Raw genomic sequence first — 20,652 nt, 5'->3', positions numbered from 1 at the left:
TGATGGTGATGAGCGTGGCGGATGCGGTACATGATCGGGTCGCGCAGGTTCATGTTCGGCGAGGCCATGTCGATCTTGGCGCGCAGCACACGGGCGCCGTCCGGGAACTCACCGGCGCGCATGCGGGCGAACCAGTCGAGGTTCTCTTCAACCGAACGGTCGCGGAACGGGCTGTTCTTGCCCGGCTCGGTCAGGCTGCCACGGTATTCCTTGGCTTGCTCAGGGGTCAGGTCGTCAACGTAGGCCTTGCCAGCCTTGATCAACTCGACCGCCCAGTCGTGCAACTGGTCGAAATACTGCGAGGCGTAGCGCACTTCGCCGGACCATTCGAAGCCCAGCCATTTGACGTCGCTTTCGATCGCGTCGATGTATTCCTGGTCTTCCTTGGCCGGGTTGGTGTCGTCAAAACGCAGATGCGTGACGCCGCCGAACTCCTGGGCCAGGCCGAAGTTCACGCAGATCGATTTGGCGTGGCCGATGTGCAGGTAGCCGTTGGGCTCAGGCGGGAAACGGGTGACGATCTGAGTGTGCTTGCCCGAGTCCAGGTCTGCCTGGATGATCGGCCGCAGGAAGTTGACCGGCACGGCGGGGCCGGACTTGGCATTCGAGGTAGGGTCGACAGTGGGCTTGCTCATAGGATCCTTGACTTACATGTGCGCGGCCGCAGAGAGGGGCCAGACAAAACAAAGCCGCTATCATAGCCGATGCTGTCAAGGGGCTGACAGAGCAGGCCCTATAAAGGAACGCATTTAATCGCCGGGAATTGAAAAACAGCCTCGAAATTCGCGCCTGTCACGCTAAACTGCGCACCTTGGCCAAAGCAGGCTGAACCGGTTTTGGGGCTCAATGTCCGATAACCACGAATTCCTTATGAAGAGTAATGACCATGACTCAAGTCAAACTGACCACCAACCATGGCGACATCGTCATCGAACTGAACGCTGACAAGGCGCCAATCACCGTCGCCAACTTCATCGAGTACGTTAACGCCGGTCACTACGAAAACACTGTTTTCCACCGTGTAATCGGTAACTTCATGATCCAGGGCGGCGGTTTTGAGCCAGGCATGAAAGAAAAGAAAGACAAGCGTCCAAGCATCCAGAACGAAGCTGACAACGGTCTTTCCAACGACAAGTACACCGTTGCCATGGCGCGCACCATGGAGCCGCATTCGGCTTCCGCGCAGTTCTTCATCAACGTTGCCGACAACAGCTTCCTGAACCACAGCGCCAAGACCACCCAAGGCTGGGGTTACGCCGTGTTCGGTAAAGTGACCGCCGGTACCGACGTTGTCGACAAGATCAAAGGTGTTTCGACCACTTCCAAGGCCGGCCACCAAGACGTACCAGCAGACGACGTGATCATCGAGAAAGCCGAGATCATCGAAGCGTGATATTGCTGATTTCAGACTTGCATCTGGAAGAGGAGCGCCCGGACATAACCCGGGCGTTTCTGGATTTGCTCGCCGGACGCGCCCGCTCGGCGAGTGCGTTGTACATTCTGGGCGACTTCTTCGAGGCGTGGATTGGCGACGATGCCATGACGCCCTTCCAGCGTTCCATCTGCCAGGCCCTGCGCGAATTGAGCGACAGCGGCACGGCCATTTTTCTGATGCACGGCAATCGCGACTTCATGCTCGGCAAGGCCTTCTGCAAACAGGCCGGCTGCACGCTGTTGAAGGACCCGAGTGTCGTGCAGTTTTACGGCGAACCGGTGCTGTTGATGCACGGCGACAGCCTCTGCACCCGCGACGTCGGCTATATGAAGCTGCGTCGTTACCTGCGCAACCCGATCACCCTGTTTATCCTGCGGAACCTGCCTTTAAGCACCCGCCACAAACTCGCGCGCAAGCTGCGCAGCGAAAGCCGGGCGCAGGTGCGGATGAAGGCCAATGACATTGTCGATGTCACGCCGCAAGAGATTCCGCGGATCATGCAGGCATTTGGCGTGAAAACCCTGATTCACGGGCACACCCATCGCCCGGCGATCCATAAGCTGCAGCTCGGTGAGCAAGCGGCGAAGCGGATTGTGCTGGGGGATTGGGATCGTCAGGGTTGGGCGTTGCAGGTGGATGAGAACGGGTATGCGTTAGCGCCATTCGACTTCGCCCCGCCGCTGGCTTTGCCGCACGGCTGAAGATCGCTACCCCCTCACCCCAGCCCTCTCCCCCAGGGGGGCGAGGGGGAAAGGGAGCCGATCTCTGTGCTTTTCAAAACCTGAGTTCGACTGAAGTCTGTCAGGTCGATGCATCCCGAACATCCACCACGGTCAGTCCCCTCTCCCTCCGGGAGAGGGGCTTTTGACCTTAATGCCCGGAAGCAGCCGGCCCTGCCTTCGCCGCAAACGGCGGCTTCGCCAGCCACACAATCAGAATCAACCCCATGAACCCCCAACCCAGCAGCGTGAAGTAATCCACGGTGGAGAGCATGTACGCCTGACTCGTCAGGATCTGATCCATCTGCGCGTAAGCCGAATGACTCGCCCCGCCCAGTTGATTCAACGTCTCACGGGTCGCCGGCTCATAGGTGCTGATGCTCTCACTCATGTACGCGTGATGCTGATCAGCCCGGCGAATCCAGATCCACGTGGTCAGCGATGCGGCAAAGCTGCCGCCCAGTGTCCGCAGGAAAGTCGCCAGGCCCGCACCGTCGGCAATCTGGCTCGGCGGCAAGTCCGACATCAGAATGCTCAAGGTCGGCATGAAGAACAGCGCCACACCAATGCCCATGAACAGTTGCACCAGAGCGATGTGCTGGAAGTCCACTTCATTGGTGAACCCGGCGCGCATGAAGCAGCTCAGGCCAATCGCCAGAAACGCCAGCCCGGCCAGCAAGCGCAGGTCGAACTTGTTCGCGTACTTGCCGACAAACGGCGACAGCAGCACCGGCAGAATGCCGATCGGCGCCACAGCCAGACCCGCCCAGGTCGCGGTGTAACCCATTTGCGTCTGCAACCACTGCGGCAGGATCAGGTTGATGCCGAAGAACCCGGCGTAACCCAACACCAGCACAATCGTGCCGATACGGAAGTTACGGTGCGCGAACAGCCGCAGATTCACCACCGGATGCTGGTCAGTCATTTCCCAGATGACGAACACCGCCAGGGCAATCACCGAAATCGCTGCGCCGATGATGATGAAGTTCGATTCGAACCAGTCCAGGTCATTGCCTTTGTCGAGGATCACCTGCAAGGCACCGACGCCGATGATCAGCGAGATCAGCCCAACGTAATCCATCGGCTGACGACTGGTCACCACCGGCCGCTTGGCCAGTTGCGAACGCACCACCATCACCGCAAAGATCCCGATCGGCACGTTGATGAAAAAGATCCACGGCCAGCTGTAGCTGTCGGTGATCCAGCCACCGAGAATCGGCCCGGCAATTGGTGCGACCACCGTGACCATCGCCAGCAACGCCAAAGCCATCCCCCGTTTCGCGGGGGGATAAACGGCGATCAACAGGGTTTGTGTCATCGGGTACAGCGGCCCGGCCACCAGGCCTTGCAGCACGCGGAAGCCGATCAACTCGGGCATCGACGTCGAGATACCGCAGAGAAACGAGGCCAGCACAAACAGAATGGTGGCCCAGAGAAACAGCTTCACCTCACCGAAACGCCGACTGAGCCAACCGGTCAGCGGCAGCGCAATGGCGTTGCTCACGGCAAACGAGGTGATCACCCAGGTGCCCTGCTCCGAACTCACCCCCAGGTTGCCGGAAATCGTCGGCAGCGCCACGTTGGCGATGGTGGTGTCGAGCACTTGCATGAAGGTCGCCAGCGACAGGCCAATGGTGCTGAGCAACAGGCTGGGCGGCGTGAAAGAGGCGTTATTGCTCATTGTGAATCCTTTGGAACCAAGTTGACGCTGCGTCTGTTACAGACACAGCAGCCCTTGTGGGAACACGCTTTTGTGATGAGGGAGCTTTTGTGGCGAGGGGATTTATCCCCGATGGGTCGCGAAGCGGCCCCTCTTTTGGTCCTAAAAAGACGGGCCTGCTTCGCAGTCCATCGGGGATAAATCCCCTCGCCACAGATGCATCTTTTCTCTACAGAAGAATCCCTTCTTCCCAGATGAATCTCTTCACCACAAAGACTGCTCCCACAGGGTCAGTGGTGAATCAGCGTTGCGCGGTTTTGCTGGCCGCAGCGCTGTTGTCGTGGATCAGCTGAGCGATCATCGCGTCGGCTTCGGCCAGTTGACGGTCGTAGACGTTGGTGCTGAACGAGGCTTTCTGCGGTGGTTGCTGAGCCAGTACCGGGCCGCTCTGGTCGTGCAGATTGACTTCGACGTTGGTCGACAGGCCCACCCGCAGCGGGTGCTTGGCCAGTTCTTCGGCGTTGATGTGAATCCGCACCGGCACACGCTGAACGATCTTGATCCAGTTACCGGTGGCGTTCTGCGCAGGCAACAAGGCAAACGCGCTACCGGTGCCGGCGCCGAGGCTGTCGACGGTGCCGCTGTATTTCACATCGCTGCCGTAGATGTCGGACTCGATGTCGACTGGCTGACCGATGCGCATGTCACGCAGTTGGGTTTCCTTGAAGTTGGCATCGATCCACAGTTGATCCAGTGGAATCACCGCCATCAGCGCGGTGCCCGGTTGTACGCGCTGACCGAGTTGCACGGTGCGTTTGGCGACGTAACCGGTGACTGGCGCGATCAAGGTGCTGCGCGCATTGGTCAGGTAGGCCTGACGCAGATCCGCAGCAGCCGACATCACGTCCGGGTGCGACGACACCACGGTGTCATCGACCAGCGCGCTGCTGGTTTTCAGTTGTTGTTTGGCGTTGGCCAGGGCGTTTTGCGCCGAGGTCAGGTCGTCGCGAGCGTGGGACAGTTCTTCCTGGGAAATCGCCCCGCCAGCGGCGAGATTCTTCCGGCGATTGAAGTTGTCCTGCGCCTTCTGCACTTCAGCCTGTTGCGCGTTGACCTGGGCTTTCATGCCATCGACGTTGCTGTACAAGCCACGCACCTGACGCACAGTGCGCGCCAGTTTCGCCTGAGCACTTTGCAGGCCGACTTCAGCGTCGTTGGGGTCGAAGTTGATCAGCACCTGACCTTCGTGGACCAGGTCGCCATCGTCAGCGCCGATGCTGACCACGGTGCCAGTCACCAGCGGAGTGATTTCCACGACGTTGCCGTTGACGTAGGCGTCGTCGGTGCTTTCGTTAAAGCGCCCGATGAATTCGTGATACGCCCAGACGCCGCCAACGGCGAGAAGGACGATAACCGCCAGCACCAGCAGCATCACTTTGCGTTTGCGCGGATTGCCGGTGTCTGGGGTGTTGTCTGGAGCTTGAGTGTTTTCGGCAGTGGCCATGACAAATACCTTGAATTAGTTGTGCGACGTGGCTGGGGTGGCGTTGGCTGCGGTCAGGGTCTGCCCCTGGAAGCCGCCGCCCAGCGCTTGCATCAGTTGAATCGACAGGTCGATCTGCTCGGCATTGAGGTTGGCCAATTGACGCTGGGCCTGGAGCAATTGCTGCTCGATGCTGAGCACGTCCAGGTAGTTGCCGATGCCGGAACCGTATCGCTGGACGACGGTGTTGTAAGAGTCCTGAGCAATGTCGGTGGCGTGTTGCTGCGCGCCGATCTGCCGGCCGATGTCCCGCAACTGATTGATCGTGTCGCTGACATCGCCCAGTGCTTTCACCAGACTTTTGTTGTACTGCGCCACCGCCAGATCGTAATCGGCGTCGCGCGCATCGAGGTTGGCGCGCAGGCGTCCGCCATCGAAGATCGGCACCGAAATGGTCGGGGCAATGTTGAAGAAGCGACTGGCCGAACCGAACATTGCGTCACCCAACAAGGACTCGGCACCGGCCGAGGCCGTCAGGTTCAGGTTCGGATAGAACTGGGTCTTCGCCGAGTCGATGTCCTTGCTCGCCGCTTCTACCCGCCAGCGGGCGGCAACCAGATCCGGGCGACGACCGAGCAGTTCCGCCGGTAACACCGACGGCACCGCCACGGCGCTGGCCTGCAACACTTTTGGCCGGGCGATTTCGTTGCCGCGATCCGGGCCTTTGCCGAGCAACACGGCCAAGGTGATTTTCGCGCTGTTCAGGCGCTTTTCCGCGTCGATCAGGCTGGCTTCGGAACTTGCTTCCAGGCTTTGCGTTTGCTGGAACTGATACTGGCTGTCGATCCCGGAACTCAGGCGACGCTGGCTCAGATCGAGCATCTGTTTGGTGCGCTTGAGGTCTTCGTTGGCCAGGTCATAGACGATGTGCGCCTGACCGAGATCGCTGTAAGCACGGGCCACATCGGCAGCGAGGGTCAACTGCGCAGCCTGACGGTCGACTTCGGCGGCACGGGCCTGACCGAGGGCGGCTTCCCAGGCGTCACGCTGACCGCCCCACAAATCGAAGTTGTAATTGAAGCCGGCGCTGACATTACGCACCGTGGCGTAGGCATCGCCCTGCCCTCGCGGATCCTGATCCTTGGCCAGACGCGAACGGCTGATGCCGGCGCTGGCGTCGAGGGTCGGATAACGCGTGGCATCGGCGGCATACGCAGCGGCGCTGGCTTGATGGGCGCGGGCTTCGGCGATCTGCATGTCCGGGCTGTCGTGCAGCGCTTCGCGGATCAAACCGTCGAGTTGCGGATCGCCGAGGCTGGTCCACCAGTCGCTTTTCGGCCACGCGGCCGGCGACAGGGTTACGCCGTTGAGGGATTGGCCGACTTTCAGGCTTTTCGGATCAAGGTTCTGGCCTTGGGTATCGAGGCCGCTGTAGTTGGCGCAACCGGCGAGGATCATCGCCGACAGCACGAGTGTCAGGCTGCTGCGCAAGGTTTTACCGCTCATTGTGTTCACCTAACCGCTGGATGGTGATCGGGTCACCGGCTGCCAGCAGAATTTTCTTGAGGATGTATTCCAGGGTCTTCAACTCGTCCGGAGTGACGGCGCCGGCCAGTTCATTCATCGCATCGGCGCCGATGTGCGGCAGGCGATCGGCCAGTTGCTGGCCTTGCTCGGTCAGTTTCAGTTGCACCTGACGGCGATCGCCTTCGCTGCGTTGGCGAACCAGGAAACCTTTCTGCTCCAGACGATCGAGCATCCGCGTCATCGAACCGCTGTCCAGCGACAGATGCCGGCACAGCTCAGCCGGGGTGTCGACGCCGAACTGGGCCATGATGATCAACACCTTGAACTGCGCGGCGGTGATGCCGTGGGGTTCCATGTGGGTGTCAATGATCCGGTCCTTGAGCAGCGCAGCACGGCCAAGCAACAGGCCGAGATGGCAGTGTTTGAATTCGTCCGGGGTGAAATGCTTCATTTGCTCACCTAATAACTGCCTAGGCAGTGAATGTATGTCGAGATGTTACTGCCTAGGCAGCGAATGTCAAACAAATAGTTAGGAAGCTTTGTAATTGGCGGATAGGTGGTGGGGCTTCAGAAGCCAAAAGCAAAAGATCGCAGCCATCGGCAGCGCCTACAGGGATTGAGTAAACCCTTGTTGGAGCTGCCGACGGCTGCGATCTTTTGATCTTTCAGAGGTGAATCAGAAATCGCGCTTGTAGAAGATATCCAGCGAACTCGCGACGCCACTGGCCGCTTCGAGGTAAACCTTCTTGCTCAGCTTGTAACGCAGGGCAATGGTGCTGGCCGGTTCAAACACGCCGACGCCATAACGCAAACTGAGTTTTTCGGAAATGTTGCCGCTGGCCACCACGCTGGTGGTGTTGCCGCTGCCCTGGGTGTCGAGCTGGAAATCCTGAATGCCCAAGTCCTTGGCCAGACTGCTCGTCACCCCGGAGCTGCCCATCAAGCCGAGACCCAACGCCGCTTGCGCGAGCATGTTGTTGTCTTCGCCGCTGGTACTCAGCGGACGACCAAGAACGAGGTAGGACAACGCCTGCTCCTGGCTCATCGCCGGTTCCGAGAATATCTGCGTAGTCGGCTGCTCGGCACTGCCGCTCAGGCGAATACCGGCGATCACGTCGTCAGTCTGGCGAATCGCCTCGATGTCCAGATACGGCTGATCGAGGGGGCCGGCAAACAGCAGACGCGCACGCCGCACCGTCAGACGCTGGCCGTAGGCACGGTAACGGCCGTCGTTGAGCCACAACTCGCCACGGGTGTCCATGTTGTCGCCGATGTGCACCTGACCTTGCAGATTGGCGGTCAGGCCGAAGCCGGCGAAGCTGAGTTTGTCTTCGCCGACGACTACATCAATGTCCATTTTCATGGCCATCGGCGGTTTGCCCTCTTCGGTCTGCGCGCCGACGATGATCGTGTCATCGGAGACTTTCACCGTCGATGGCGGCAATTCGCGCACCGTGATTTCGCCTTTGGGCACCCGCACTTTGCCGGCAATCTTCAGCTCATCACCGGCCATGGAAATCTTCAGGTCGGGCGCCACTTCAAGCTTGGCGTATGGCTCGACAGTGACCGGCAGTTGCGTACCTTTCAAAGCGAGATCAACCACCAGCGCCTGACCCCAGGCGACGTTGCCGTTCAGACTGCCCTGCCCGGTCTTGCCGCTTTTCCAGCCGCCGTCCAGACGCACCGACTCACCGGCAATCACGGCTTGCAGTTGCAGATTGTTGAGTTCCATCGGCAACTCGGCACCCGACACTTCGCCGTCGCTGAGTTGCACCGTACCGTTGACCAGCGGTGCCAGTAGCCCGCCGGAAATCGTGCCGCTACCGTTCAAGCGCCCGGTGAGTTTCTCGACCATCGGCACAAACGGCCGCGCCACCGACAGATCCAGCCCACTCAAGCGGAACGAGCCGCTCAGCGGTTTGTTCTTCGGCAGCGGATTGAGCTGCGCCTGCACCATCAATTCGCCGAGTTTGCCGCCGACGAAGTTGAGGTCGGTGTCGATACGCTTCGGCGTGAGTTTGCTGGTGAGCTTGAGCGTCTGGTACGGGAAATCCAGCCACTGATCTTTCTCACGCATGCGCAGCGTGCCACCACTGGCATCAACGCTGATCACACCGTTCGGGCCGCTGGCCGGCACGTCCAGTTGCAGATCGGCGTTGAGCTTGCCCTTCCAGGCAAAATCCTTGGGCAGCCACTGCGCCAGACTCTCAATCGGGAATTGCTTGAGGTGGTAGCGCAGTTTCGGATCGGGCATCAGCCGTTGATCTTCACCGCACAGGCTGGCGCTGCCGGACATCCAGCAGTGGGCGCCAAAGTTGATCTTGCCGTCGGCCAGACGTTCGAGTTTCGCTGGGTTTTGCAGCTTCCAGTCCTGGCCACCGGCCTGAATGTCACCGCTGGCCAAGCGTCCACGCCAGTTGCCCTTGTCGAGATTGCCGTCCAGGCCCAACGCCAGTTTCAGTTTCGGCCCGAGCAGATCGAGGTTGAGTTTCTGGCTCTTGATGTCGCCTTGGGCACTGGCGGTCAGTGTACCCAGCGACGTGTCGCCGGCCTGAATGCCAGAACCCTTCAGATCGATCTTCGCCCGTTGCGCACTGTCGAGGGTGGCGTCGAGGTTGAGGCTTTGCAGGCGATTGTCCTGGAAGGCCAGTTGCGAACCTTGCAGGCCTAGCTTGCCTTGCGGCGCTCTCAGCGTACCGGCTACGTTGACCTGACCGTTGATCTGCCCGCGCAATTGCGGCCAGAGCTGGGCCAGACGCGACAGTTTGATGTCGATCTGCCCGGTGAGTTTCTGTTGCAGGCTGCCCTTGCCGATGATGCTGTTGTCGCCGAGGCGGATTTGCAGGGCGTTGAGATTCCACTGCTCGCCCGCACCGTCAGCCTTGGCTTGCAGGATCGCCGGTTGGCCGCGCAGTTTGCCTTTCAGATCGAGATCAGCTGTCAGGCTCAAGCGCTCGTTCTTCATTTCGCCTTTGCTTTTCAGTGGCCCGGCCAAGGTGCCCGGCAGCTCCGCGACCCAGTACGCCGGGTTGAGCGCTGACAGATCCAGCGCCGTGTCCCAGGCGATGCCGTCGGCGAACTGCACGTTCACATGCCCTTCGGCCTTGCCCTGCCCGGCTTCCATTTTCAGTTGCGGCAGTGCGATCTGTTTAAGGCTGCCACTGAACGGACTGCTCAGGCTGAACGCCCCCGCCGGACCATCCAGCGCGGCGGCGAAGTTACCGATGTACTGACCGTCGGTGTAGGAGACTTCGCCATTGAAGGTGCGCAAGGCGACTTGCGGCTCGTCGATTTCGTTGTAGAGCCGATGCCACGGGAAGTCCTGCCAATTGATGTTGGCTTGAGCCGTGATGCCTTTGCTCCAGTCGACGCTGCCGGTGAGCTTGAGGCTTTGCTTGTCGTTGGCGGTCAGGTCGAGCCCGGCGATTTGCGCGCCGCTGGCGTCGACCTTGCCTTTGAGCAGCAGCGCCACCGGGCCTTTTTCCGCCGGTAGCGTGGCGTTGCCGAGCAACTGGTAACCGTTTTTCAGGTCGCCTTCGCCGGTCAGCACCAGTTGATTGAGTTGCAGGGTGTCCGGCAGGTCGGCGCTCGGCTTGAACGCCTCGGAAGTGATGCGCACCTTGGCCGGCAGGTTTTCCGCCAGCGGTTGCAGTTCGCCGCTCAACTGGCCATCGAGGTAGCCACGGCTGTCGGCGTGCAGGTTGAGGGTTTTCAACAGGTCGCCGTCGATCTTTAACGCCAACGTCCATGGGCCGGTGCCCGGCGACGGCAGGGTCAGATCACCGGCGATGTTCAGTGGCCAGTTACCGGAGGGTTGCAACAGACCGGACAGATTCAGGCTGAGCTCGTCGCGCTGCAATTGCACGCTGTCGATCTGCATGCCCTTGGCGGTCCAGTGCGCCGCCAGTTTCAGGCCTCTGAGTTGTTCGCTTCCGTTAAACAACAGGCTGCCGACCTGCACGTCGCCCAGCTCGAGGGCCACCGGTAATTGCAGATCCGGCAGTTTGATCGGGCCGCTTTGCGTAGTTTCTTCGCTCGGCGGGAATTGCAGAATGACCTGATCAGCCTTGAGCTGGTCGATGCACAAGGTCATGCGCGTCAGGCACAGCGGCGACCAGGCGAAGATCGGCTTCTGCAACTCGACGCGGCTGCTGTCTTGCTGCCACAACAGGTGATCGGCGCTCCATTGTCCGCCGAGGCGGCCCTGGAAATTTTCTACGCTCAAACCCGGCACCAGACCCAGCGCCCAACGGCTGCCAGCCTGCGTACCCAGCACCGCAGCGATGCTCAAGACAATCAACAACACCAGCGCCAGAAGCGTCAGTGCCGTTATTTTCAAACCACGTTTCACAGCTCAGGCCCCATGGAAAAGTGCAGCCGGATGCCGCCATCGTCGTCCAGCGCGTGGGCCAGGTCGAGGCGGATCGGCCCCACCGGCGAGACCCAGCGCACACCAATACCGACCCCGGTCTTGAGGTTCGGCAGTTCGAGTTTGTTGAAAGAGTTGCCCTGGTCGACGAAGGTCGCGACCCGCCACTTCTCGGCGACCGAGTATTGATACTCGACGCTGCCGGCAACCATGTAACGGCCACCGATACGTTTGCCGTCGGAGTTCTCCGGAGACAGGCTCTGGTAGTCGTAACCACGCACGCTCTGATCGCCACCGGCGAAGAAACGCAGCGACGGCGGCACCGACGCGTAACCGTTGGTGGCGCTGCCGCCGACCTGCACGCGGCCGAGCAAACGGTGTTTGTCGAACACCGTGGTCAGGCCTTTGACCAGCGCGGTGCCATATAGAAGGTTGTTGTCCGAGCCGAGGCCTTCCTTCGCGACTTTGCTTTCAAAGGTCAGGCGATAGCCATTGTGCGGGTCGATGCGGTTGTCGCTTTTCAAGTACGAATAACTGATGCCGGGCATCAGCAAGGTACTCAAACCCGAGTCATCACCGAGCTCGTATTCCTCGCGCTGCCATTTCAGCGAGATCACCCGTTGCCAGCCACTGGGCAACTTGCTGTGCCATTCCGGGCCGAAGGTCAGCAGCTTGCTCAGGGTGTCAGAACCCTCGATGTCTTCGAATTGATAACCACCGGCCCAACGCAATTTGTCGGTCAGCGGCGGGTCGAGCGGAATGTCGTAAAAGAGGCCGACGTTCTGCCGTGGCGCCGAGAGCTCGGCTTCCCAGCCATAACTGTCGCCCTGCGGATTGACCCAATGGCGCGTCCAGTTGGCCTTGATCCGTGGCCCGACGTCGGTCGAATAACCGAGGCCCAGGCCCATGGTGCGTGGCTTGCGCGTGTCGAGTTTGACGTCGACCGGGATCACCTCGTTTTTCGCGGTGGTCGGTGCGGCATCGACGCGCACCCCTTCGAAATAGCCGCTCGATTGCAGGTCGCGGTTGAGTTCGGCGATCAGCTCGGAGTCATACGGCTCGCCTTCCTTGAACGGCACCATGCGTTGCAGCAGGTCTTCGTCGAACGGCGTATCACCCTCGAAACTGACTTTGCCCAGCGCATAACGCGGGCCGCTTTCGTAGATCAATTCAACATCGGCGACACCGGCACGCGGGTCGACCATGAGTTTCTGGCTGGTGAAATGGCCGCTGAAATAACCGAAGCGCGAGGCCTGATTCTGGATCAGCCGTTTGGCGTCTTCGTAGCGACCATGGTTGAGCACCGCGCCGGGCTTGAGCACGTCGGCTTTCGGCACGCGAAAGGATTTAAAGGAGGCAGCCGGGCCGTCGACACGGATTGTGACGTTGCGCAGACGAATCGGTTCGCCGGGATCGATGTTCAGCACCAGACGCGGCTTGTCGCCGCCCTTCACGTCGCTGTCGATCTGCGGCTGATAGTAGCCCAACGCCTGGGCCGCCTTGCGCGCCTGCTCTTCGGCACCGCGACTGAAGCGCAGCAAGGCTTCTTCGTCACGGTCACCGAGGCTGCCGATATAGCCTTCTATATTGGCCTTGAGTTCATCGTTGGACGGTTTGATCCGCACATCCAATTCACTTTGCGCCAGCGCCGCGCAGCTGGATAACAGCATCAGCACGCCACTGGTAAATCTTCCTGGAAACTTCATGGCGCGAATGCTATCACGGGCTTGGGAGCGTAATAGAAGAGGAAATTTCCCAAGAAGTTCGATTGCTATGCTGTTGCAGTTTGTAACACCTGAGGGTTGGCGTGGAAAAACACGTGCTCGCGCACCGGGCCGACGGCAACTTCGCCAATCTCCTGATAACCCTGACGTTTATAGAATTCCAGGTAACGCGGGTTGCCGGTATCGAGCACCACGCCTTGCGAGGTTTCGTCCACCGCGCACCAGTTGTGCACGGCAGTCAGCAGTTGCTCACCGAAGTGTTTGCCCTGGAACTGCGGGTGAACACCCAGCAGCGGTAACATGTGCACCGAATCGCTCGGCACGCAGGCGGCCACGGCATCGTGATATTCCAGATAGCGGCGAGTACAGCGGAAACCGGTGCTGAGCACCATGCGCAGGCGCCACGCCCAGCTCTCGGTGATGCCCAAACGGCGTTGCGGCGGTGCGATCAGGGCGATGCCGATCAGGCGGTCGTTGACCAGCAGGCCAATGGCCGGCAGATCCTGCAGGAAGTGTTGTTTTACCAATTCGCGCACCGTCGCCCGCACCCGCTGCTCGTAGCCGGGACGCTCGGCTTCGAACAGGTAGCCAAAAGTCGGCTCGTGGCGGTAGGCCTGATACAGCAGGGATCGTGCTTCGCGGGAATAGCCGCGGTCGAGCATATGAATGTCGGCGATGGCGGTCTGGGTTTCAGGCATGACGGTGATTCTCCCCGGGGCGCGGCTAAAATGACTGCGCTCTTGTTGGTACGAACCTATTGCCGTTGGCACAGTTCCCCACAGGTATAGACCAACCTTGGATCTTCATCGAACGGGCGGCCGCCAATCGCGAGCAGGCTCACTCCTACAGGGGTACGCATTTCAATTGTAGGAGTGAGCCTGCTCGCGATGACGCCGGTTCAGACAACATTTATCTGGCAGGCAAAAGCGATTTCCCCTACCCCACACTGGCCCCCATCCCACATGTCAGCTAGCATCGCCCTTTTGCCAGGACTGCCGACATGAAGATTGTTTCCTTCAACATCAACGGACTGCGCGCGCGTCCGCATCAGCTGGCAGCGCTGATCGAAAAACACCAGCCGGACGTCATCGGCCTGCAGGAAACCAAAGTCCACGACGACCAGTTCCCGCTGGAAGAAGTACGTGCGCTGGGCTATCACGTGTATTTCCACGGCCAGAAAGGTCACTACGGCGTCGCCCTGCTCTCGCGTCAGGAGCCGATCGCGATTCACAAAGGTTTTGCCACCGACGAAGAAGACGCCCAGCGCCGCTTCATCTGGGGCACTTTCGCCGACGCCAACGGCGTGCCGGTGACGATCATGAACGGCTATTTCCCACAGGGCGAAAGCCGCGACCATCCAACCAAATTCCCCGCCAAGCAGCGCTTTTACAGCGATCTGCAAGCCTTGCTGGAAAGCCAGTTCCACAATGAGCAGCCGCTGGTGGTGATGGGCGATGTGAACATTTCCCCGGAAGACTGCGACATCGGCATCGGTCCGGACAACATGAAGCGCTGGCTGAAAACCGGTAAATGCAGCTTCCTGCCGGAAGAGCGCGAGTGGATGGCCCGCCTGAAAAACTGGGGCCTGACCGACAGCTACCGCCACCTGAACCCGGACGTGACCGACATGTTCAGTTGGTTCGATTACCGCAGCCGTGGGTTTGAAGACGAGCCGAAGCGTGGCCTGCGCATCGACGTGATCCTCGCTTCCCACGGTTTGTTGCCTCGGGTGAAAGCGGCGGGTGTCGACTATGAACTGCGCGGGATGGAAAAGCCTTCGGACCATGCGCCGATCTGGCTTGAACTGAGCTAAAAACAAAAGATCGCAGCCTGCGGCAACGCCTACAGGGGAATGATGGGTTTGCTGTAGGAGTTGCCGCAGGCTGCGATCTTTTGACCTGTAATCTTTTGGTCATGCGCCTGACTTAATCTCCCCGGCAATCCCCTTGGCTTGATTCGGTGCCGGCATGACCCTGCGTGTTCTGTGCGTTTTTCTCTTGAGTGGATGGCTGACGGTCTCCGCCGCTGCACTGCCCATCCCTGAAAACGGCCCGGCATTGCGCATCCAAGGCTCGAACACCATCGGCGCCGAACTCGGCCCGGCGTTGGTCGAAGGCCTGTTACGGGAACAAGGGCTGCTGAAGATCCACCGCGAAACCCCGGACAGCGCCAACGAACTGCGGATCGTCGGCCAGTCTGCCCAAGGTAAAAGCGTCGTGGTGGAAATCGCAGCCCACGGTTCCAGCACCGGCTTCACTGCGCTCAAAGCCGTCGCTGCCGACCTCGCCGCCTCCTCCCGCCCGATCAAGGACAGCGAACTGCTCAGCCTGCAATCGCTCGGCGACTTGAAAAGCCCCGCAGCCGAGCAAGTCATTGCCATCGATGGCCTGGCAATCATCCTTCACCCCGACAACCCGTTGCAGCAACTGGACACCGAACAACTGGCGCGGATCTTTGCCGGCGAGGTGAAAACCTGGGAAGACCTCGGCGGCCATGGCGGGGCGATTCATTTATATGCACGCGATGATCAGTCCGGCACCTACGACACGTTTAAGGAATTGGTCCTCAGTCGTCGTGGGAAAAATCTGAGTAGCGTTGCGAAAAGGTTTGAATCCAGCGAGCAATTGTCCGACGCCGTCAGCGCCGATCCGCAAGGCATCGGTTTTATCGGTTTACCTTACGTGCGCCAGGCCAAAGCGGTGGCGATTGCCGATGGTGCGTCGCAGTCGATGCTGCCGCTGAGCAGCCTGATCGCCACCGAGGACTATCCCTTGTCCCGCCGGTTGTTCTTCTATATGCCGCCGAATAGCAAGAATCCTTGGGCGAAAGCATTGGCGGCGTTCGCGCAAAGTCGTCAGGGCCAGGCGATTGTGGCGGCCAACGGGTTTATCAGCCAGACCGTTCAGGCCATGACGGTCGCACCGAATGCGCTGATGCCCGAGGGTTACCAATCACTCAGCCGTCACGCCCAGCGTCTGACAGTGAACTTCCGTTTCGAGGAAGGCAGCGCGAGCCTGGATAACAAGGCGCGGCAGGATCTGGCCCGGGTGCTCGACTATATAAAGCGTCAAAACAAGACTGATCGCACGGTGACGCTGATTGGGTTTGGTGATGTAAAGGACGACCCGGCGCGCGCGGACTTGCTATCGAAGCTGCGGGCGATGGCGGTGCGGCGGGAGCTGGTGAAGAACGGCGTGGTGTTGCGGGAGGTTCGCGGGTTTGGAGCGCAGATGCCGGTGGCGGCGAATAGTGCGGATGAGGGGCGGATCAAGAATCGACGGGTTGAGGTTTGGGTGTATTGAATTTGATGATTGATCGTTCCCACGCTCCGCGTGGGAACGATCACCGCTGTGCTGGATCAGCGCTCGCTACGCAGCATCTCCTTCGGCACATATTTGCCGATCTCGAACTTGCCGATTGCCGCGCGGTGTACTTCGTCCGGGCCGTCGGCCAGGCGCAGGGTGCGTTGCATGGCGTACATGTAGGCCAACGGGAAATCGTTGGAAACCCCTGCCCCGCCATGGATCTGGATCGCCCGGTCGATCACCCGCAGTGCCACGTTGGGTGCGACGACCTTGATCTGCGCAATCTCACTCTTGGCCACTTTGTTGCCGACGGTGTCCATCATGTACGCCGCTTTCAGCGTGAGCAGGCGCGCCATGTCGATTTCCATCCGCGAGTCGGCAATCTTGTCGATGTTCCCACCCAAACGTGCCAGCGGTTTGCCGAACGCGGTGCGGCTCACTGAACGTTTGCACATCAATTCCAGCGCACGCTCGGCCATGCCGATCGAACGCATGCAGTGGTGAATCCGGCCAGGGCCAAGGCGACCCTGAGCGATTTCGAAGCCGCGTCCTTCACCGAGCAGAACGTTTTCGTACGGCACGCGCACATTGTCGAACAGCACTTCGGCGTGACCGTGCGGCGCATCGTCATAGCCGAACACCGGTAGCGGCCGAACGATTTTCACGCCCGGGGTGTCGACCGGTACGAGGATCATCGAGTGCTGGGCGTGACGCGGTGCATCAGGGTCGCTCAGGCCCATGAAGATCAGGATCTTGCAACGCGGGTCGCAAGCGCCGGAGGTCCACCACTTTTTGCCGTTGATCACCCACTCGTCACCATCGCGCACAGCGCGGGCGGCCATATTGGTGGCGTCGGAGGAGGCAACGTCCGGTTCGGTCATGGCAAACGCCGAGCGGATCTCGCCGCGCAGCAGCGGTTCGAGCCAGCGTTGTTTCTGTTCTTCGTTGGCGTAACGCACCAAGACTTCCATGTTGCCGGTGTCCGGCGCCGAGCAGTTGAACGGCTCTGGGCCCAGCAAGGAACGGCCCATGATTTCCGCCAGCGGTGCGTATTCAAGGTTGGTCAGGCCGGCGCCGAGTTCCGACTCAGGCAGAAACAGGTTCCACAGGCCTTCGGCTTTGGCCTTGGCTTTGAGCTCTTCCATGATCGCCGTCGGCTGCCAGCGATCGCCTTCGGCAACCTGGCGCTCGAACACGGCTTCGGCCGGGTAAACGTAAGTGTCCATGAACGCGGTCACGCGCTCACGCAGTTCTTGCACCTTGGGCGAATAAGCGAAATCCATGAGCAGCTCCCGATGGTTAAGGCAGTTCTTGAGCAGAGGTTGTTTAAGTCATGCAATCGATGCTAGAACAGCGCTGATAATTTACCTAGCCTATTCTCGGCGTGTATAAACATTCATCACCGATATATGATCCAGTGATCGTCAGCCCTTAAAAACAAGAGAAGCCGCGTTATGAATCTGAGCAAGGTCGACCTCAACCTTTTCATCGTCTTTGACGCGATCTACACCGAAGCCAACCTGACCCGCGCCGGGCAGATTGTCGGCATCACTCAGCCAGCGGTGTCCAACGCATTGGCGCGGTTGCGCGAAACCTTCAACGATCCGCTTTTTGTGCGTACCGCCCAGGGCATGGTGCCGACGCCGATGGCGCAGAACATCATTGGCCCGGTACGCAACGCACTGTCGTTGTTGCGCGTGTCGGTGCAGGAAAGTCGTATTTTCAACCCGGCGCAAGCGGTCAAGACCTACCGCATCAGCATGACCGACCTGACCGAAGCAGTGATTTTGCCGCCGCTGTTCCAACGCCTGCGCCGTCTGGCGCCAACAGTGATCATCGAAAGTTTCCTTTCCAAACGCCGGGAAACCACCAAGGAACTGGCGGCCGGGCGTCTGGATTTTGCCGTGGACGCGCCGCTCAACACCGACCCGCAGGTGCGCCACGTCAAGTTGATGGAAGACCGTTACGTGTGTGCGATGCGCAAGGGCCATCCGATGGCGGGCAAGGAAAAGCTTTCCCTCGATGACTATCTGTCGCTGACCCACATCCATATTTCCAGCCGCCGCAGCGGTCTGGGTTATGTCGATCTGGCGTTGGGAAAAATGGGCATTCAACGCAAGATCGCCCTGCGCTCGCAGCATTACCTGATGGCGTCCCAGGTGATGCAGCAGACCGACATGGTCATGACTGTGCCGGAGCGTTTCGCCCGGCGGCATGAACTGCATGCGTTCAATCTGCCGGTCAATGATGTGCCGCCGGTGGAGACTCACCTGTACTGGCATGAGAGTACCGACCAGGACCCGGCGAATCGCTGGATGCGCGAGCAGATGATCGAGTTGTGCCAACAGGTAACGGCGCATGAGAAGAAGCTGGATAAGGCGTAAGCAGTCCACGCTTGACGTAAACGTCAACCTGCCATTAGCTTAGCGCCAAGACCTTTTTTCGAGCGCTTTCATGAGCAGCCAGACTTACAGCATTTCCGACCTCGCCCGCGAGCTGGACATCACCACCCGGGCGATCCGCTTTTATGAAGAGCAAGGCCTGCTCAGCCCCGAGCGCCGAGGCCAGGAACGCATCTATTCGCCCCGTGACAAAGTCAGCCTGAAGCTGATCCTGCGTGGCAAGCGCATCGGTTTTTCACTGGCCGAGTGCCGCGAACTGATCGAACTCTACGACCCGTCCAGCGGTAACACCAAACAGCTCAACAGCATGCTGGCGAAAATCAGCGAGCGCCGCGAGCAGTTGGAGCAGCAGTTGCTCGACATCGAACAGATGAAGCTGGAACTCGACACCGCCGAAGAGCGCTGCGTGCAGGCGCTGGAGCAGACGCTCAAGAGCCAGCAAGCGGTTCAGTAAACCCACAAAAATCCCCTTGCATTCAGATAATCAGCAGGCTCAGCCCATGTCCCTCCCCTCCCAAGTACGCCTGATCGAAGTCGGCCCGCGCGATGGCCTGCAGAACGAAGCGCAACCCATCAGCGTCGCCGACAAGGTGCAATTGGTCGACGCATTGAGCGCCGCCGGTCTTGGCTATATAGAAGTCGGCAGTTTCGTCTCGCCGAAGTGGGTGCCGCAGATGGCCGGTTCCGCAGACGTGTTCGCGCAGATCCAGCGCAAACCCGGCGTGACCTACGGCGCATTGGCACCGAATCTGCGCGGGTTTGAAGACGCCATTGCCGCCGGGGTCAAGGAAGTCGCGGTGTTCGCCGCTGCCTCCGAGGCGTTCTCACAGCGCAACATCAATTGCTCGATCAGCGAGAGCCTGGCGCGGTTTGCGCCGATCATGGAAGCGGCGAAACAGCATGGCGTTACCGTGCGCGGTTACGTTTCCTGCGTGCTCGGCTGCCCGTATGAAGGCACGGTCGCGCCGGAGCAAGTCGCCATGGTCGCCCGCGAGTTGTACGCGATGGGCTGCTACGAAGTTTCGCTTGGCGACACCATCGGCACCGGCACTGCGGGCGCGACTCGCCGTCTGTTCGAGGTGGTGTCGGCACAAGTGCCGCGCGACAAACTCGCCGGGCATTTCCACGACACTTACGGCCAGGCCATGGCCAACATCTACGCCAGCCTGCTCGAAGGGATTGCGGTGTTCGACAGCTCTATCGCCGGCCTCGGCGGCTGCCCATACGCCAAAGGCGCGAGCGGTAACGTCGCCACCGAAGACGTGGTGTACCTGCTCAATGGCCTCGGCATCGAGACCGGTATCGATCTGGACGCCTTGATTGCTGCGGGTCAGCAGATCAGCGCCGTGCTCGGTCGCCCAAGCGGTTCGCGCGTGGCCAAGGCCCGTAGCGCGCAGTGAGGGAGATGGTGTTACCGCTGCGTCCGGAGTGTGGTCGCAAGCGAGTAACACGGAAACAAATTGTCTGGTTTCGGCTGAGCGAAAAACCCACCAAAAATATCAAACCATTGATTTATAAGGATTTTTAAAAGTTGGCACGCGTTCTGCTATCTCTATGGCATAACAAGAATAAAAAGCAGCAAACCAATAAAAATAAGACGTACCGACTCTGACATAACAAAAACAACACGACAGAGACGCAGCTAACAGATTTTTTTGGAGAAGGTGTGCTTTTCAGGGTGCTCTCAGGAGTGACCCGCAACCGGGCAGAGAACAATAAAACTACCTTCAGGTAGCTCCCGAATCGGTTGGATCGTTTAACGAGAAAGCAGATCAGCGCTCAAAAAAATACGTTTGCTCTTGACCCCGGATGGGGGTCGCCAAAAACAGCGGTAAAGGGCCACGGTTACCAAAAACAACAACAGACCGACCCTCAATAATAAAAAAGAGCACGCGACGACAAAATTAAAGGGGAGCCTCGGCTCCCCTTTGTGCTTTCTGTGTTTTGTGTTTTTAAAAGATCGCAGCCTGCGGCAGCTCCTACACCGATCCCCTGTAGGAGCTGCCGCAGGCTGCGATCTTTTGATCT

General features: G+C 59.7%; 16 protein-coding genes. 7 read left to right on the top strand and 9 right to left on the bottom strand.

Going from position 1 to position 20,652, the window contains the following annotated elements:
- Positions 1–635 (bottom strand): glutamate--tRNA ligase family protein (locus ACIOVB_RS14220; protein ID WP_401268609.1); only part of this gene is annotated, 635 nt, incomplete at its 3' end.
- A gap of 251 nt (positions 636–886) precedes the next feature.
- On the opposite strand from ACIOVB_RS14220, the gene ACIOVB_RS14215 reads away from it, so the two are divergent.
- Together ACIOVB_RS14215 and lpxH are read left to right on the top strand one after the other, a co-directional pair.
- Entirely contained in the window at positions 887–1,393 is a 507-nt protein-coding gene (locus ACIOVB_RS14215) for a peptidylprolyl isomerase (protein WP_401268607.1), read from the top strand.
- The gene (lpxH, locus tag ACIOVB_RS14210) at positions 1,390–2,136 is read left to right on the top strand and encodes a UDP-2,3-diacylglucosamine diphosphatase (RefSeq protein WP_401268606.1); all 747 of its coding nucleotides are present in this window, start codon (positions 1,390–1,392) and stop codon (positions 2,134–2,136) included. The genes ACIOVB_RS14215 and lpxH overlap by 4 nt, the downstream gene beginning before the upstream one ends.
- A gap of 169 nt (positions 2,137–2,305) precedes the next feature.
- Here the strand turns inward: lpxH and ACIOVB_RS14205 are convergent, their stop codons facing one another.
- The 7 genes from ACIOVB_RS14205 to ACIOVB_RS14175 all read right to left on the bottom strand — a co-directional run bounded on the left by ACIOVB_RS14205 (position 2,306) and on the right by ACIOVB_RS14175 (position 13,615).
- Positions 2,306–3,835 (bottom strand): DHA2 family efflux MFS transporter permease subunit, encoded by a 1,530-nt coding sequence (locus tag ACIOVB_RS14205; protein ID WP_187681030.1) that lies wholly within the window; start codon positions 3,833–3,835, stop codon positions 2,306–2,308.
- A gap of 280 nt (positions 3,836–4,115) precedes the next feature.
- Positions 4,116–5,318, bottom strand: coding sequence for an efflux RND transporter periplasmic adaptor subunit (locus tag ACIOVB_RS14200; protein ID WP_187681031.1), 1,203 nt, complete (start codon positions 5,316–5,318; stop codon positions 4,116–4,118).
- Positions 5,319–5,333: 15 nt separating this feature from the next.
- Positions 5,334–6,803, bottom strand: coding sequence for an efflux transporter outer membrane subunit (locus ACIOVB_RS14195; RefSeq protein ID WP_401268601.1), 1,470 nt, complete (start codon positions 6,801–6,803; stop codon positions 5,334–5,336).
- The gene (locus ACIOVB_RS14190) at positions 6,793–7,275 is read right to left on the bottom strand and encodes a MarR family winged helix-turn-helix transcriptional regulator (RefSeq protein WP_150592326.1); all 483 of its coding nucleotides are present in this window, start codon (positions 7,273–7,275) and stop codon (positions 6,793–6,795) included. Before ACIOVB_RS14190 ends, ACIOVB_RS14195 begins: the two co-directional genes overlap by 11 nt.
- Positions 7,276–7,500: 225 nt before the next feature.
- Positions 7,501–11,175 (bottom strand): translocation/assembly module TamB domain-containing protein, encoded by a 3,675-nt coding sequence (locus ACIOVB_RS14185; RefSeq protein ID WP_401268599.1) that lies wholly within the window; start codon positions 11,173–11,175, stop codon positions 7,501–7,503.
- Positions 11,172–12,899 carry an autotransporter assembly complex family protein gene (locus ACIOVB_RS14180; RefSeq protein WP_401268597.1) on the bottom strand — a complete coding sequence of 576 codons (1,728 nt, stop codon included), beginning with the start codon at positions 12,897–12,899 and terminating at the stop codon, positions 11,172–11,174. Before ACIOVB_RS14180 ends, ACIOVB_RS14185 begins: the two co-directional genes overlap by 4 nt.
- Positions 12,900–12,964: 65 nt before the next feature.
- Positions 12,965–13,615: an N-acetyltransferase gene (locus tag ACIOVB_RS14175; RefSeq protein ID WP_187681035.1), complete on the bottom strand. Its 651-nt coding sequence runs from the start codon at positions 13,613–13,615 to the stop codon at positions 12,965–12,967.
- Between the two features lie 302 nt (positions 13,616–13,917).
- On the opposite strand from ACIOVB_RS14175, the gene xthA reads away from it, so the two are divergent.
- Together xthA and ACIOVB_RS14165 are read left to right on the top strand one after the other, a co-directional pair.
- Positions 13,918–14,730 (top strand): exodeoxyribonuclease III, encoded by an 813-nt coding sequence (gene xthA, locus ACIOVB_RS14170; RefSeq protein ID WP_127798769.1) that lies wholly within the window; start codon positions 13,918–13,920, stop codon positions 14,728–14,730.
- A gap of 154 nt (positions 14,731–14,884) precedes the next feature.
- Positions 14,885–16,219 carry a substrate-binding domain-containing protein gene (locus ACIOVB_RS14165; protein ID WP_401268593.1) on the top strand — a complete coding sequence of 445 codons (1,335 nt, stop codon included), beginning with the start codon at positions 14,885–14,887 and terminating at the stop codon, positions 16,217–16,219.
- Positions 16,220–16,275: 56 nt separating this feature from the next.
- Here ACIOVB_RS14165 and ACIOVB_RS14160 read toward each other — a convergent pair whose 3' ends face one another.
- Positions 16,276–17,505 carry an acyl-CoA dehydrogenase gene (locus tag ACIOVB_RS14160; RefSeq protein WP_187680443.1) on the bottom strand — a complete coding sequence of 410 codons (1,230 nt, stop codon included), beginning with the start codon at positions 17,503–17,505 and terminating at the stop codon, positions 16,276–16,278.
- A 171-nt stretch (positions 17,506–17,676) separates the two neighbouring features.
- Between ACIOVB_RS14160 and ACIOVB_RS14155 the strand changes: the two genes are divergently transcribed.
- From ACIOVB_RS14155 to ACIOVB_RS14145, 3 genes are all read left to right on the top strand, one after another.
- Positions 17,677–18,606, top strand: a complete 930-nt coding sequence (locus ACIOVB_RS14155) for a LysR family transcriptional regulator (protein WP_187680444.1) — start codon at positions 17,677–17,679, stop codon at positions 18,604–18,606.
- Between the two features lie 70 nt (positions 18,607–18,676).
- Positions 18,677–19,078, top strand: coding sequence for a MerR family DNA-binding transcriptional regulator (locus ACIOVB_RS14150; protein ID WP_064117756.1), 402 nt, complete (start codon positions 18,677–18,679; stop codon positions 19,076–19,078).
- Between the two features lie 46 nt (positions 19,079–19,124).
- Positions 19,125–20,024, top strand: coding sequence for a hydroxymethylglutaryl-CoA lyase (locus tag ACIOVB_RS14145; RefSeq protein ID WP_401268588.1), 900 nt, complete (start codon positions 19,125–19,127; stop codon positions 20,022–20,024).
- The last annotated feature ends 628 nt before the right edge of the window (positions 20,025–20,652 follow it).

The sequence above is a fragment of the Pseudomonas sp. NPDC087639 genome, assembly GCF_044743385.1.
GTDB lineage: Bacteria > Pseudomonadota > Gammaproteobacteria > Pseudomonadales > Pseudomonadaceae > Aquipseudomonas.
The sequence above is the reverse complement of the archived record's forward strand: the minus strand, read 5'-3'. Positions and strand labels throughout refer to the sequence as shown.

Coding starts and splice junctions, on each gene's coding strand:
- ACIOVB_RS14165 (WP_401268593.1), top strand. CDS start 14,885: ATGACCCTGCGTGTTCTGTGCGTTTTTCTCTTGAGTGGATGGCTGACG.
- ACIOVB_RS14155 (WP_187680444.1), top strand. CDS start 17,677: ATGAATCTGAGCAAGGTCGACCTCAACCTTTTCATCGTCTTTGACGCG.
- ACIOVB_RS14175 (WP_187681035.1), bottom strand. CDS start 13,615: ATGCCTGAAACCCAGACCGCCATCGCCGACATTCATATGCTCGACCGC.
- ACIOVB_RS14195 (WP_401268601.1), bottom strand. CDS start 6,803: ATGAGCGGTAAAACCTTGCGCAGCAGCCTGACACTCGTGCTGTCGGCG.
- ACIOVB_RS14180 (WP_401268597.1), bottom strand. CDS start 12,899: ATGAAGTTTCCAGGAAGATTTACCAGTGGCGTGCTGATGCTGTTATCC.
- ACIOVB_RS14160 (WP_187680443.1), bottom strand. CDS start 17,505: ATGGATTTCGCTTATTCGCCCAAGGTGCAAGAACTGCGTGAGCGCGTG.
- ACIOVB_RS14215 (WP_401268607.1), top strand. CDS start 887: ATGACTCAAGTCAAACTGACCACCAACCATGGCGACATCGTCATCGAA.
- ACIOVB_RS14205 (WP_187681030.1), bottom strand. CDS start 3,835: ATGAGCAATAACGCCTCTTTCACGCCGCCCAGCCTGTTGCTCAGCACC.
- ACIOVB_RS14145 (WP_401268588.1), top strand. CDS start 19,125: ATGTCCCTCCCCTCCCAAGTACGCCTGATCGAAGTCGGCCCGCGCGAT.
- ACIOVB_RS14150 (WP_064117756.1), top strand. CDS start 18,677: ATGAGCAGCCAGACTTACAGCATTTCCGACCTCGCCCGCGAGCTGGAC.
- ACIOVB_RS14200 (WP_187681031.1), bottom strand. CDS start 5,318: ATGGCCACTGCCGAAAACACTCAAGCTCCAGACAACACCCCAGACACC.
- xthA (WP_127798769.1), top strand. CDS start 13,918: ATGAAGATTGTTTCCTTCAACATCAACGGACTGCGCGCGCGTCCGCAT.
- ACIOVB_RS14190 (WP_150592326.1), bottom strand. CDS start 7,275: ATGAAGCATTTCACCCCGGACGAATTCAAACACTGCCATCTCGGCCTG.